Genomic DNA, 14189 nt, shown 5'->3' with positions numbered 1-14189 from the left:
TTGATGATAAAACCAGCAAATGCAGCAAAAAAGTTAAACTTTCACCTTCTGCGACTGTTTTTTATGCAACAAATAACTGAAATAACTCACGGTACCGAATAACCAGATCGCCAGTATCGGGATCAACCAATAGGCTGTGGCTATGCCCACTTGTTGTGCCGCTAAACCTGTGCCCAAAGCCGCCGCCTGATAGCCGATAGAGCCACCAATATTGGCAAGCCCCGACAACACAGGACCATTATCGCTGTCCAGATCCATAGCGGCGGTCAGCATCAGCGGGAAAATAGCGCCCAAACCTAAACCCAGAGCAAAATTGCCCAGTTGCAATAAAGCCGGCATTGCGGTGGTCTTGACCAGCAAAGCGCCAAAAAAAGCACAAGTCACCAGGATCATCAGCAACTGAGCGCTGCTAAACCAGCGTAAAAACACTGAAAAACTTAACCGGCTCAGCACCATGCCAGCGGTAAAAAACGCAAAAATAAGCCGGGACTGTTCAGTACTTAAAGCTAAGCCCTGACTGGCGTAGGTCACGAACCAATTGCCATGGCCCCACTCCACAGCACCATAACCAAACATCATTAACGCCAAAGCAAAAAATACAGGTTTTTTCATCACCTGACGGTAGGACAAACTGCCTTTGGCATGTGCCATATGAGCCGGGCTTTGATGAGTGCGGCCTAAATACCAGGCAAAAGCGGCAGTGCCTGCCAGAAATATCGCCAGAATACGCAGCGGCCAGCGCCAGTCTTCTACACCCCAATACAATACCACCACATACAAAGGCGCTGCTAAGGTGCCTAAACTAAACATAAAATCCATAAAACCCATCATACGGGCGCGTTTTTCCACATAAAGCCGGGCAATCAGGGTATGGCCTATGGTGAATAGGCCTGAGCAGGTGACCCCCAAAGTAAACACAAAACCTAACAGTAAAGGCCAAAATCGGACAAAAGAGGCGCCAATCACCAGTACCACCAAAATCAGTAACAGCACAGCAAATAAGGGCACAAATTCAAATTTCTGCACATATTTGCCGCCTAAAAAGGCACCGGTAATAGAGCCCAATGACAAACAGGCAAAAAACAAACCACTGGCGGCGGGAGACATCTGCAACTGCGCCATAATATCAGGCAGCAAGATACCCCATAAAATACTGAGTAAACCCAACAACATAAAACTTAAATACACCAGTACCGTCACTTGCCGCTGATACATGGATTCTCCTTAAAATGAAGGCGTTAACACAAAAGGATCCGCATCCAGATAAGCCGGAAACTTTTGTTTAAATTGTAGTAAAGCGTTCAGATCCAGCTCAGCCACTACGACCCCGGCTTGGCCAACAGGCAGCTCGGAGCGGATTTGACCTAAATAATCCACCACCAGACTGTCACCACTGTAGCTCAGCGCATTGGCGTCCGAACCAATTCTATTACAGCCCAACACATAAGCCTGATTTTCAATGGCGCGGGCCTGTAATAAAGTGCGCCAGACCTGACGCCGTGGCTGTGGCCAGTTCGCGACATAAATCAGTGCGTCGTAATCCTGCTGGTTGCGGGCAAACACCGGGAAACGTAAGTCGTAACACACCTGTAAGCAAAACCGGAAGCCAAGATAAGAAACGATCACTCGTTCAGACCCTGCCTGATAATGCAACTGTTCGCCGCCCATTCGGAACAGGTGACGTTTATCATAAAACTGCACCAGCCCATCCGGTCTGACAAACAAGAATCGGTTAAAAATCTGTCCTTGCTGCGCAATAGCGACAGAACCGCACAGCGCCGCCCCCGTGAGCTTAGCCTGCTGTTGCATCCATTGTACTGTAAGGCCTTCCATAGTTTCAGCAATTCGTGTTGAATCCATGCTAAAACCCGAGTTAAACATCTCTGGCAACACAAAAAGTTGAACGTCCGGATAGTGCCGGAACTGCTGTTCGAAATACTGCTGATTGGCAAGGCTGTCTTGCCAGACCAATTCAGACTGGATTAACGCAACACGGATAACTGACATAAAATCTCCGTCGCTCTGGTTAATGTTTGTGGCTCTTTGGCAAAACAAAAACGAATGATACGCTGACTGGGTGGCTGGCGGTAAAACACCGACAACGGGATAGCCGCCACTTTGTGTTCGCGGGTTAACCAGTGACAAAAGGCCACATCATCCAGGTCGCTGAATGCACTGTAATCCGCCAACTGAAAATAGCTGCCACGGCAGGGTAATAAAGACCAGGCCGACCCGGCTAACGCCTGCCGGAACAAGTCACGCTTTTGCTGATAAAAAGCCGCCAGCCCCCGCACTTCTTCAGGCTGTTCACGCAATAACACAGCTATCGCGTGCTGAGCCGGAGTAAAGCTGGAGAACGTGACATACTGATGTATTTTTCGAAATTCCGCAGTCAGCTCAGCACTGGCTACGGCATACCCCAGCTTCCAGCCAGTAACATGGAAGGTTTTGCCAAATGAGGAGACGATATAACTGCGCTCGGCCAGTTCAGGGTACTGATTTGCACTAAGTTTCGGCCGATCGTCAAACACCAGATGTTCATACACTTCATCACTGATGCAATACAAGCGATGTTTAAGCACCAGAGCCTGCAACGACAGCCAGTCCTGATGACTAAACACAGCCCCTGTTGGATTGTGTGGGCTGTTGACGATGATCAACCGCGTTTTTTTACTGATTTGCTTTTCTAACTGAGTCCAGTCCACCTGATACAAAGGTGGTAACAAAGGCACATGCACAGTAAAACCACCCGCCAGCTCCACAGCAGGCTGATAGCTGTCATAAGCCGGGTCAAACACTATCACTTCATCCCCCGGCCGGACTAAGGCCTGTATCGCGACAAACAGTGCCTCGGTGGCACCACTGGTGACGGTAATGTGTTGCTCAGCACATAACTGCCTCTGATAACAGTCTTGCACCAACACCGCTATTTGCTGACGCAACTCTGCCACACCCGGCATAGGCGCATACTGGTTCAAACCATGGCGGGCGGCTGCACTTAATAATTCAATCAAACGTGGATTAGATGGAAAATCAGGAAAGCCCTGGGACAAATTAATAGCCTGATGTTCTGCAGCCAGTTGTGACATCTGACTGAAAATCGTGGTGCCTACAGTGGGCAATTTACTTTGTAACTTCATAATGGGCTCTCACAGCAGTACAAAAACAGTGAAACTGACTGGCCTGATCATGCAACGAATGCTATCATCCAGACAGTTTTATGTGTAGACGTCTAAACATCAAGATGAATCAGCCAGTTCAAACGAATCAGTTAAATCCTTATGCCATTCAGCTTTGTGCTTTGGGCCGATGGATAGTTCAGCGCCAATGGCTGCCCTTTGGCAGCGGACTTTTTTCGATCCGCACTTCTGAGCATAGTGCGCTCTTTACCACCGCAGACAAAGATAAAAGTGAATTAAGCCCCGCGGATTTATTACCTTACTACTGGCCCACAGCAGCACAGACTGATCCGGCTAAAGCTATTCACCAGTTTTTGTATCAGCAGAGCCCGCAGCACAAAGTAGTACTTCAAACGCATGATCTGCAAGCTACTGTATTCTCTCGCTTAATTAGAGCTGACCAACATCTGTTTGTTGGCTATGAATTACAAAATCTGGTTGCCGTTTCAGATTCGCAGCGCCAATGTTGCCCTCTGGCTATTCTGGATCCGCAGAACCCCGAACACCTACTGCAGGAATTACAGCAGCGGTTTGAGCGCGAGGCTTTACCTCATGCCTTGTTAATTCGTGGTCACGGTCTTTATGTCTGGGCCGACAGCATTGACAGTGCCAAACGCTATCTGGAGACCTGGCAATTTTTAATCGCCTGCGAGCTGGAGCGAATTAAAGCAAGCTGTCATTTTAATTCATGATTCAGAGGCTATACTCTGCCCGCCTCTGTTTATTTGGCATTATTGCTCCATAATGGGGCAAGACTGACCGAGTCAGGTTCAATGCCCTTGCTGAATGATTAAAAATTACTTTACATTCAATATGTTGAACTTCTGGTTCCATTTTTGCTTAACTGGTATGTCTTTGGTAACCATTGTGAATTCTTATGGCCATACATAGTTCGATGCGCGGCCTACGCTGTTTTTGTGTCGCCGCCGAATGTTTAAGTTTTAAAGAGACTGCACGTCAGTTATATCTGACGCCTTCGGCTGTCAGTCACCAGATAAAACAACTGGAGTCTGAACTTGGGCTGGATTTATTTCTGCGTCAAACCCGCTCTGTAGAACTGACAGCGCAAGGCAAGGCCTTTTACCAGGCGTTATTGCCACTGATGCGTGAACTGGAGCAAACCTTGCGGACCTTCAGCCAGCAAAAAAATCCAACAGAAATCAGTATTTCGATGCCGGAATTTTTTGCCAGCGAGTTATTTGTACCCAAACTGGTCGGCTGGTCAGAGCAACACCCGGATATCAACTTAAAAGTTGAGACTATCAAGTCGCGACAGGACCCGGCTAAACACACCGACCTGCAAATCTTATTGGCCAGCAGCAAACCGACCGACAAAGTGGCTTATGAGCTTTTTCCAATCAGCTATGTACCAGCCTGTAACCCGGCCTTGTACCAGCAACTGAATGGCCTGGGCTTTGACGCCTTAACCAAAGTTCCTTGTTTAGTGCATCAGGCCAGACCCTGGTCCTGGCATCAGTGGGCAGAACAACTGGAACTGGAAGTGTTCACGCCAAAACAAGTGATCCAGCTCGACAGCATGTTTAGTGTGGCGCGCGCAGCGCAGCAAGGTTTAGGCATAGCCTTAGTGCCCTGGCCTATCAGCCACTCCTGGTTTGCCAGTGGCAGTTTAAAACGCCTGTTCAGTGAGGAACTGGAGAGCCGTGACAAGTATTATCTGGTGCAACATGCAACAGATCCAAACAAACCACAAATTCAGTTACTGGTGAACTGGATTTTGCAAAGCTTTCAACGCGCTTTTTAATCGCTGTCCTCACCTACAGGGACGTAGGTGAAATCCTCATATGTCGGCAAAGGTTCAATGCCAACACATCAGTTCAAACCGCAGTTATCACTTCAATATGACATTTTTTGCCGCACCATAAATGAATTTCCTTCATCCGTCGGTTGGATTTATATCCTTTGTCAGTTGTTCAGGAACTTTCTAAAGTAAGCACAGTGCAGTGACTAAGCTGCACTTTGAACTGAACTGACTGAAGAGTACTGGAGAGTAAATGATGAAAGCGACATCCCTTAGCTTTGGCAAAAAAGTAGCAATGATACTGTTGGCCTCAAGTTCTTTTGTCGCCAGCGCAGCCACCGGCGGATTTAAAATGGTGTTGATTGAAGACACCCCGGGCGTGAGCAAAATTAAAGCCGGTCTGTATCAGGACGGTGTTGCTGAAGCAACAGCAGCAACAGACAAACAGGCAGACTCATTCAGCAAACAGATGAGCTTGTGTGTGGCATACACTCACATGGCCGAATTTAAACAGGCAGAGCAGGCGTGCAGTTCAGCCATTTATGCCGCCCGTCGCGCCGAAGGCACAGACAGCAATTACAAACGCGAAATGCGATCTTTTGCTCATACAAACCGTGGTGTAGCCCGTTTGATGGCACAAGACCCTGTTGCAGCTTTAGCTGATTTTCAACAGGCCACCGTACTTGAGCAAAGCCATATCAACCAGCACAACCTGGAACTTTTAAATGAAAAAATGAAAGCGCTTAGCCCTGTGTATACGGCTGCAACCTTAAATGTGACGAACTGAAAAGGTATTGTCATCTAAGTAGACTAGACTGAGCGCCGTATTCGTCACAGCGCTCAGGTTTAGCAGGAGATTGATATGTCATTCCATATTCCGCAGGATCACGACGTACACCACCACTGGTTAAATTGGTTGTTACAGCACTGGTCTTTTTACCGACAGATTTCGGTAAGCCAGTGGGATATAGAAAACGAAGATTTTCAGCAGTAATACGATCGTGGTGCAGTGATGCCTTTACTTCCCCGGCGAAGGCATGCAACTAAGATCTGACCTCACTGTGAGCAGACAAGCTACCTCCCCCCCCTGTCAGGTTTGTCTGCTTTTTTCTTTTCCCCGTCGTACTTGCCGCCATAGCTTTGTTGACTGCGTGCTTTCGGCCAGGTCGCATAGTGGACTATGCTCCCAGGCTCTCAATCCCTTGTCGCCTCGCTCTGACCGCAATTACTTAGGGGACTTCCCCGCTAACTTGCCGCCATAGCTTTGTTGACTACGCGCTTTCGGCCAGGTCGCATAGTGGACTATGCTCCCAGGCTCTCAATCCCTTGTCGCCTCGCTCTGACCGCAATTACTTAGGCTTTCCCCGTCGGGCAAAGGGTAGAGCTGCGGCATATTTGGCTATAGTTTTTCCTTATTAAGCTGGCATAATAGGCCCAACTTGAGTTAGCGAGAGAATCTTATGCGCGTTTGTGGTGTTGAAATGAAAGGCAGTGAAGCCATTTTGTGTTTGTTGGCAAGTAATAATGGCCTGTTTGATATTCCGGATTGCCGCACTGTACGTTTGCCGCTACTCAAAGATCAGGATAGCGAGCAGATGAAGAAATTTCAGTTTGTCTTTGCCAAATTGGCCGAAGACTACAAAATAGACACTTTTGTCATTCGTGAACGCCCACAAAAAGGCAAGTTTGCCGGTGGCGCTGTGGGTTTTAAGATGGAAGCGGCTTTGCAGTTATTGACCAATGCCAAAACTGAAATTCTGACCAGCGCTTTTATCAAAGAGCAGTTGTCGCGCCATCCTGTGCCTATCGACTTTAAAGAAACAGGCTTAAAAGGTTTTCAGGAAACGGCCTTTATCACCGCCTACGCTTACCTGTCAAAGTAATACCCGTCATCCTTGACGCTGCAGTTTTGTTGACTGCGCTCCTTCACCCCAGTCACATAGAGGTCTATGTTCCTGGGGTCTCACTGTAACCCCAATGATTCAGGGTATTCGGCTGATTCTTTGGCCTTTGAGTTTTAGCCCTTATGCTTTAACAGATAGGCTTTTAAATCCTGCTTTACTTCCGGCAATAACAAATACAAGGCCAGGATATTCGGCACTGCCATTAGAAAGATCATCGAGTCGATAAAATCAAATACTGCCAGCATATTAGGCACAGCGCCTATGGCCACAACACAGCAAAACAGCGCTTTAAAGCTACGCTGGGTAAAAGCTGTGTGACCAAATAAGTAAGTCCAGGACTTTAAGCCATAAAATGACCAGCTCACTACAGTGGAATAACCAAACAGCAACAGCGCCACCATCAGCACCAGCGGGAACCAGTCAAATACAGAGCCAAAGGCGGCCGAGGTCATTTGTACACCATCTAAACCCGGCTGCAAGTAAACGCCACTGACGACTATGACTAACGCAGATATAGTACAAATAACGACTGTGTCGATAAAAGGCTCCAGCAAGCCGACAAAGCCCTCCGACACCGGGTCTTTCGTTTTGGCCGCCGAATGGGCGATAGGCGAAGAACCTATACCGGCCTCATTTGAATAAGCAGCACGGCGAAAGCCCTGAATAATCACACCTATTACACCACCGTAAGCCGCTTCGGGCGCAAAAGCGCTGCGCAAAATAGTCCAAACGGCCTCAGGAATAGCATCCGCGTTCATGGTTAAAAATACAAAAGCAGCCGATAAATAAATAGCACACATCAAAGGCACTAATTTACTGGTGACCCGGGCAATACTTTGAATACCCCCAACAATCACCAGACCCACTAAAAACGAATAGACCAGACCAAAGACCCAGGCATTGTCAAAACCTGTCACCAGCTTCACTTGCGAAAAGCCCTGATTGACATGGACAAAACCGGCCGAACCAAACACACAGGCAATCGCAAAGAAGGCAGCTAAAAAACTACCTAAGCGTGGCAGGCCATATTTATCCAAGGCCGCTTTGATGTAATACATAGGGCCACCCGACGTACTACCATCGGCGTTGTAGACCCTGTATTTTACCGCCAGCGTACATTCAACAAATTTAGTGGTCATACCCAAAAAACCCGCCACTATCATCCAGAAGGTCGCACCAGGCCCACCCAACGCTATGGCCACAGCCACACCGGCAATATTGCCTGTGCCGACTGTGCCGGATAAAGCCGCTGACAAGGCCTGAAACTGACTGATATCGCCTTTGTCGGTCTTTTCAGCATAATCGCCACGCACTACCTTTAAGGCATGACCAAAACCGCGGATATTGATAAAACCCAAATAACAGGTAAACACAATAGCGCCCAGTACCAGCCAGAGCACAGTGACAGGTAACGCAGCGCCATTGATCGGAATGGCATAAAACACTACAGAGGCAATGGCGGAACTTAACCATTCAAATGCCTGCTGAAAACTAAAATCGGACATACACACGCACCTTGGGATTATTATTTTATCGCCGGATCTGTCTACCCCAGCAATTGAGAGGGCGACGGGTATACATCCAGACGGCTATTTTTAGTAACTATCTTCAGCGCAGAACACCATCAACGCAAGCTTTTTTATCTTTGCTATACAGCCTGTCACCGAATTGCCATCAGTTTTCAGCTTTGTTGTCATGTTCTGCTGGCAGGATCGGCTCCAATCCACCGCTGTTGGGGCACTATGATGAGACAAAACTGGATTCTGGCACTGCTGTTATTCGTGTCGCTTAGTCTGAAAGCTGAACCTAAAGTGGTGCTCGTCAGCATAGACGGAGTGCGTTGGCAGGAAGTCTTTACCGGAGCAGACCCAAGCCTTCATCAACAAGCGCAGTGGGTCAAAACACCCGCGTTGATCAAGGCCTTTCAACCCGGTCGACCTGAACTGCTAATGCCCTTTTTACATCAGACTGTGCTGCAGCAAGGGGTTGCTGTTGGCAACCGCACTCTGGGATCGGCCATTAACGTCAGCAACCCTTATCAGATTTCGTACCCAGGTTATCAGGAGCTACTGGCTGGTTTTTCCGACCCGGTCATTCACAGCAATCACAAAATAGCCAATCCGAACGTGACAGTGCTGGAATGGCTGAACCAACAGCCACAATTGCGGCAGAAAATAGCGGCTTTTGGCTCCTGGGATCTGTTTCCTTATATCTTAAATACCCAACGTTCAGGCCTGACGGTCAATGCCGGTTTTATGCCGGAACAAGGCAAGCTCAGTGAAAAGCAGCGCTATCTGAATCAGTTGCAGGCGAAAACACCCAGTCCTTTTGCCAATGTCAGGCTGGATGTCTTTACTCAGGAATTTGCACTGGAGCATCTGCGTTTGCATAAACCCAGATTGCTATATATAGCGCTGGGAGAAGCCGATGATTTTGCCCATTTAGGCCACTATGACCAGTATCTGGCCGCTATTTACCGCAGCGATCAGTTTATTGCCGACTTATGGCAGCAATTACAAAACGACCCCTATTACCGTGATCAAACCACATTGCTGATCAGTACCGATCACGGCCGGGGCGAAGCAGCACAGTGGCGCTCGCACGGCAAAAGTACCGCGCTCCCCGGTTACAAAGGACCAGTGCCACAAATTGCTGGTTCAGAGCATATCTGGCTTGCTGCGATGGGCCCAGGTATTCCGGCTGCAGGTGTAATCCGCACAGACGGAAGCTGGCAACAAGGCCAGATGGCAGCAACAATGGCCGCCGTTTTAGGCTTTGACTATCAGGCGGTTCAACCTAAAGCGGCGCCCGCTTTTGATTTTAGTACCTCAGTTCGGTTGGCAGTATCTGATACAACTCCAACGGTAACGCGTCAGGGTCTTTAAAAAAGGTATAAGCCCGCTTTGTATAAGGGTCAATCCGCACCGGCTCGACTTCAATACCCCTGGCTTCTAAATGCGCCACCATCTGCGCTACATCCAGCACCTGAAACGCCAAATGGCGTAAGCCCTGAGCTTCAGGCGCACTTGGCCGAGGTGGTGGATTAGGGAAAGAAAACAACTCCAGTTGGCTACCATCAGGCAGTTGCAAGTCGAGCTTGTAAGACAAACGTTCGGCCCTGTAATGTTCAGCCAGAACTTTTAAACCCAGAATTTCAGTGTAGAAGTGTTTGGAACGCTGATAATCACTGCAAATCAGCGCCACATGATGAATACCGGCTAACATAAGGTTACTCGCTCTGACTAAGACAGCTTGCCAGTGTGCCAGTTGCCCGCCAAGTCAGCCAGTGAAAAACCGAGGCGGTACGAACCAGGGCTATGCGGCCGTGAAAAAAATCCCCAACCCTTGGGAACTACCACAGGATTGGGGCGAGAGAAAGCTGCCTATCAGCCACTATAGAGGTTCAAAACTTCGACAAAAACTCGGCACGTGTCGCGGCGTCCGTTTTAAAAGTACCACCCAAAGCCATAGTTTTAGTGCTGGAACTGGTATCCATAACGCCGCGGGACTTCACGCAATAATGTACAGCATCGATACTCACCGCCACATCCTTCACCCCCAGCAAGGCTTGTAAAGCCACTTGAATTTGCTGAGTTAACCGCTCCTGCACCTGTGGCCGCTGGGCAAAAAACTTCACAATACGGTTGAGTTTCGACAAGCCAATAATCTTCTGGCCCGGTATATAAGCCACAGTGGCAGTGCCATCTATAGTGACAAAATGGTGCTCGCAGGTACTGGTAAAACTAATGTTTTGTACCTTCACCATTTCTTCAGCACGCATTTTGTTGTCGATCATCGAAATTTTTGGAAAAGTACGGTAATCCAAGCCGGAAAACACTTCATCGACATACATCTTCGCGATACGGGCCGGAGTTTCCGCCAGACTATCATCGGTTAAATCTAAACCGAGGGTATGTACCACTTGCGTCATCAGTTCAGTTAAACGCTGTTTTTTCTGCTCATTGGACAAACCATTGTCTAGCATAGGAGTTTCTAGACCAGCAGCCTCCAGAGCGCTGCGCACCACTAAAGCGGATTCAGTTAACATAAAAGCTCTCGCTGCTTGTTGTCAGATAGTGCATGTTATACGCAGACCACAGAGAAGTGGTTTAGTTTGGTGGATAGGTTGTTATAGCTGGCTGGCTTTGGTGCAATTGCTGTAAGTGATCCACGGCTTCGGCTCAAAAGGCGCGGTCAACTACAACGCAGACACGCCGTAGATACGTCCGTGTAGGCTCCTGTCCAGCATCCCTGCTGGACAGGGTCTGCTAACGTAGTTGTCCGACTGTTTCGTAGTTTGTTAGTTTCGTCACTCTATACCAATAGCTGACGAAGGGGCTGGCTCTTGCTGAATCACTGGTATTCACCGAAAGCGCACGTTGCTGCGAATAATTCAGCCGAAGCTCTCGAAAATGTTGAGGGTTTCACAAACAGGCAGAATCGCAAGGCAGACTAACTTGCTTATCTATTTTTTGAATTAAATAATGTGATAAAAAGTATTTGGTCATTAAACTCTAATTGATTTTAACAATGCGACTGTTCACATAGGTGAGCCATAGTAAAATTGTATGAAAAGGGATTAATTTCATTAGTAATGGGTTCAATATGACCATGCTTTACCACTACTGCTCTATGGCGAGCTTGTTAAAGATTATTGAAAGTGCATCTATACATTGCAGTAATGTATCGCTTGCCAACGACCCGAATGAAATTATATTGGCGAAAAGAGATGTTTTTCCTGATTTTTTCCAGAAGTTAGCTGGTATTCCATATCACGGGATTGATAACACCCATGAATTTTTTGTTTTATCGCTTTCGCGCAAACCTGACGCTCTAAGCCAATGGCGCGGCTATGGTGATATGGGAAAAGGTGTAATGCTTGAGCTGGATCTCGATGTACTGAAAGCCTGTAACTATGCATCTAGTCAGTGTGACAGCAATGTCCACATACTTAACGATTCTGTATTTGGAACCCCTGTGTTTGAGGCGGTTGATGTCATATACAACGAGCAGGTATTTAAAGCCAGATTAGAAGAAGCTTTAAAGCATCACGATGACGGTAAGTTGCTAAAATCTATTAAAGAAATGGATGTAACTGATATCAATTTCATAAAGTTCGTCAATCGATTGAATGGACTCAGCGCTTGTTATAAGTCTGCGTTTTACAAAGAAGAAGATGAAGTTCGGTGCGTTATCTTTTCGGACACAAGCGAAGCAGGATATCGGCCAAACAAGTTGCGTGGCGAGAGGTGGGGCGAAGTAATAGAGCAGCAGGTGCTTTTTTTGGAGAGCCAAGGCAAATTATCACCACGCTTTCCATTACGTTTAAAATTCAAAAACTTAATGGCGCTACATGGTGTTATGCTCGGGCCTGCTAATCCCAACAGCGTAGATATGCTTCAAGCTGTGTTACAGAAAAATGGCTTTGCGGATACTAAAATCGACAAATCTGTAGGCTACTTTCGGGCACCCAACTAATTAAAAGTGTTCCTGAATTATCGCTTAAGGTTTAGCCCTCAGAGTCAGGCCTTGCTGCGTTTGTCATTGCCGCTTTTTGCTCTTTGTTATCGATCATAGAAAAATCAATTTCAACTATTGGCACCAAATCCCCATTAGGGCGCGAGCCGGACAAAATTGGGTGTCCAAGGTTTTAAGGCTGGGAGTGTTTGAGTGAGGAGCGGTAGCGACGAGCGAGTTGCCCAGCCGCCTTGGACGCACGATTTTGGGCCGGGCTTTATACTCACTGCGTTCGTACCCCTTCGGGGCCAGCTAAAGCTGTTCAACGCAAGCGTTGTCGCTGCGACCTGGGGTCGCCTTTTATGAATTGCATCCCTGCAATTCACCCTGCGGGCCAGCCTTCGGCTGTTAGAAAGTGCTTCCTGCACTTTCTTGCTTTGGATAGCTTTCTTTTGGCGAAGCAAAAGAAAGTATCTCGCCAGCGGCGAAACGCTTTTAACCTAACCGAACCCGACCAAAAACAAAGCCGCTAATAAAAGCGGCCCTGTTTGATTCAGCAGTAAGCAATAACAAAATTACAAAGTAAAACGCCCCACCATATCTTCCACTACCTGCTTCATCAGCTTATCGTGTACAGCACGGCGGCGATCTGCTGCTTTAGCACCTATAGACACCGCATCGCTGGTGCCTTGTACCAGTTGGTCGTTATAAGTCGCGTATTCTTGTGGCGTATAAGGCTGGCAGTAACCATCGATGCAGTACACATAAGTATTAGCTACTATTTGATCCGCATCTTCCTGTGACTGCACATTGTTCCACTCGTAGAACCAGATAGCACGGCCGTTTTCCACCAGAGTGACACTGGCATTGATGCTGGCACTGAGTACTTCGATGCCCGCTATCATGGCTTGTTCATTTTGCTTGGCATAACTATCCAGTAAGTTAGCCATATAACTGTCGACCGCTGTAGGAACTTTGCCGCCACCCGAGGTGTTGTAAAAACGTCTATCCCAGCGGGCATCCTGACCGGCCTGAGTCACACCTCGTTCCAGTGAGTTGATCTGAAACATAGCGTCGGCTTTAAGCTTTTTTGCCGCTTCCAGATGAGAGGTCGATACGGTCATTTCGTTTTGCAGTACTTTCCAGCTAATCACGCCAAAACCTGCTTTAGCCAACGAGCTTTCAATTTGCGCCATTTCCACGCCACAAGTGGTTTGCATTACATTGGTTTCAGCACGGGCTGTACCAGTGCGCTGAGACTGGGATTCGCTGACACAAAAATCCGGCGCTTTTACTGCAATAGTGGCGATACGCGGGAAGTTTGCTTCAAAACCCTGACCTTTGGTGATCGTAGCGGGCAACCGGTCTGAGGCTGCGCTCATTTTGAAATTCGATTCCACCTGATAATAGTCATAAGAACTACAGCCGGTCATCACTACAGCAAAGCCGGTCAGGCTCAATAATTTCAACAGATTCTTCATACCTCTATTCCTTTTTTGTTTTTGCATGGAGGATTCATTCGGGGGCCGGATCAGTAGATTTGCCAATACAGATCAGGGGGGGTGGACACTTCAGCCTGACGGCCAACAACACGTCCTTCTTTATTAAAGGCTTCCAGATTACTGCAGGTCACCGCCAGCGGGATCACCAGGCTGCGGCCTGTTTTCAGATCGCGAGCCAGCACTCTGTCATTACTATCATCATTAGCCTCACAGGAACGTTCAACAATACGGTCTATGGTTTCGCCAGTAGAGTTCACCACGGTCAGTTCCGGGGCTTTAATTCTGGCGCTGTAGTCTTCTGCACAGGAACTTAAAACAAGCAGGCTGAAGCAGCAAAGTAAAATGGGGGTTATCTTAGTCATTGATCTGGCTTTAGTATTTTAGTTAT

At 47.8% G+C, this 14189-nt stretch carries 15 protein-coding genes; 7 read left to right on the top strand and 8 right to left on the bottom strand.

Annotation, left to right across the window (positions count from 1 at the left end; translation table 11 throughout):
• Nucleotides 1–33 precede the first annotated feature (33 nt).
• From SD53_RS04180 to SD53_RS04170, 3 genes are read right to left on the bottom strand one after another with little or no spacing between them, the layout of a single operon-like run.
• Nucleotides 34–1215, bottom strand: a complete 1182-nt coding sequence (locus SD53_RS04180; protein ID WP_046518968.1) for an MFS transporter — start codon at nucleotides 1213–1215, stop codon at nucleotides 34–36.
• A 9-nt stretch (nucleotides 1216–1224) separates the two neighbouring features.
• A complete protein-coding gene (locus SD53_RS04175) occupies nucleotides 1225–2007 on the bottom strand; it encodes an amidohydrolase (protein WP_046518967.1) in 783 nt (260 codons plus the stop codon).
• A complete protein-coding gene (locus tag SD53_RS04170; protein WP_046518966.1) occupies nucleotides 1983–3140 on the bottom strand; it encodes a methionine aminotransferase in 1158 nt (385 codons plus the stop codon). Before SD53_RS04170 ends, SD53_RS04175 begins: the two co-directional genes overlap by 25 nt.
• A gap of 80 nt (nucleotides 3141–3220) precedes the next feature.
• On the opposite strand from SD53_RS04170, the gene SD53_RS04165 reads away from it, so the two are divergent.
• From SD53_RS04165 to SD53_RS04150, 5 genes are all read left to right on the top strand, one after another.
• Nucleotides 3221–3871, top strand: coding sequence for a class II aldolase/adducin family protein (locus SD53_RS04165; protein WP_241481749.1), 651 nt, complete (start codon nucleotides 3221–3223; stop codon nucleotides 3869–3871).
• 185 nt (nucleotides 3872–4056) lie between these two features.
• Complete coding sequence (locus tag SD53_RS04160; protein ID WP_046518964.1) at nucleotides 4057–4941, top strand: LysR family transcriptional regulator; 885 nt, start codon at nucleotides 4057–4059, stop codon at nucleotides 4939–4941.
• A 250-nt stretch (nucleotides 4942–5191) separates the two neighbouring features.
• Nucleotides 5192–5725, top strand: a complete 534-nt coding sequence (locus SD53_RS04155) for a tetratricopeptide repeat protein (RefSeq protein WP_052749244.1) — start codon at nucleotides 5192–5194, stop codon at nucleotides 5723–5725.
• Between the two features lie 75 nt (nucleotides 5726–5800).
• Nucleotides 5801–5932: a hypothetical protein gene (locus SD53_RS18930; protein ID WP_260394386.1), complete on the top strand. Its 132-nt coding sequence runs from the start codon at nucleotides 5801–5803 to the stop codon at nucleotides 5930–5932.
• Nucleotides 5933–6398: 466 nt separating this feature from the next.
• Nucleotides 6399–6821: a DUF3010 family protein gene (locus SD53_RS04150; protein ID WP_046518963.1), complete on the top strand. Its 423-nt coding sequence runs from the start codon at nucleotides 6399–6401 to the stop codon at nucleotides 6819–6821.
• Nucleotides 6822–6955: 134 nt separating this feature from the next.
• Here SD53_RS04150 and SD53_RS04145 read toward each other — a convergent pair whose 3' ends face one another.
• The gene (locus tag SD53_RS04145; RefSeq protein WP_046518962.1) at nucleotides 6956–8347 is read right to left on the bottom strand and encodes an alanine/glycine:cation symporter family protein; all 1392 of its coding nucleotides are present in this window, start codon (nucleotides 8345–8347) and stop codon (nucleotides 6956–6958) included.
• Between the two features lie 240 nt (nucleotides 8348–8587).
• Here SD53_RS04145 and SD53_RS04140 point away from each other — a divergent pair, with 240 nt between their 5' ends.
• Nucleotides 8588–9727 (top strand): alkaline phosphatase family protein, encoded by a 1140-nt coding sequence (locus tag SD53_RS04140; protein WP_068226338.1) that lies wholly within the window; start codon nucleotides 8588–8590, stop codon nucleotides 9725–9727.
• On the opposite strand, the gene gloA2 is transcribed toward SD53_RS04140, so the two are convergent.
• Both gloA2 and folE read right to left on the bottom strand, forming a co-directional pair.
• On the bottom strand, nucleotides 9663–10067 hold the full coding sequence (gene gloA2 / locus SD53_RS04135) for an SMU1112c/YaeR family gloxylase I-like metalloprotein (protein ID WP_046518961.1): 405 nt from the start codon (nucleotides 10065–10067) through the stop codon (nucleotides 9663–9665). The genes SD53_RS04140 and gloA2 overlap by 65 nt on opposite strands.
• Nucleotides 10068–10245: 178 nt before the next feature.
• Nucleotides 10246–10890 (bottom strand): GTP cyclohydrolase I FolE, encoded by a 645-nt coding sequence (gene folE, locus SD53_RS04130; protein WP_046518960.1) that lies wholly within the window; start codon nucleotides 10888–10890, stop codon nucleotides 10246–10248.
• 557 nt (nucleotides 10891–11447) lie between these two features.
• On the opposite strand from folE, the gene SD53_RS04125 reads away from it, so the two are divergent.
• Nucleotides 11448–12320: a DUF2971 domain-containing protein gene (locus SD53_RS04125; RefSeq protein WP_046518959.1), complete on the top strand. Its 873-nt coding sequence runs from the start codon at nucleotides 11448–11450 to the stop codon at nucleotides 12318–12320.
• Nucleotides 12321–12874: 554 nt separating this feature from the next.
• On the opposite strand, the gene SD53_RS04120 is transcribed toward SD53_RS04125, so the two are convergent.
• Nucleotides 12875–13780, bottom strand: coding sequence for a hypothetical protein (locus tag SD53_RS04120; protein ID WP_046518958.1), 906 nt, complete (start codon nucleotides 13778–13780; stop codon nucleotides 12875–12877).
• 50 nt (nucleotides 13781–13830) lie between these two features.
• On the bottom strand, nucleotides 13831–14163 hold the full coding sequence (locus SD53_RS04115) for a hypothetical protein (RefSeq protein WP_046518957.1): 333 nt from the start codon (nucleotides 14161–14163) through the stop codon (nucleotides 13831–13833).
• Between the last annotated feature and the right edge of the window lie 26 nt (nucleotides 14164–14189).

The sequence above is a fragment of the Rheinheimera mesophila genome, from assembly GCF_000986865.1.
In the GTDB taxonomy this organism is placed as follows: domain Bacteria; phylum Pseudomonadota; class Gammaproteobacteria; order Enterobacterales; family Alteromonadaceae; genus Pararheinheimera; species Pararheinheimera mesophila.
This window is presented reverse-complemented; position numbering and strand designations above follow the sequence as displayed.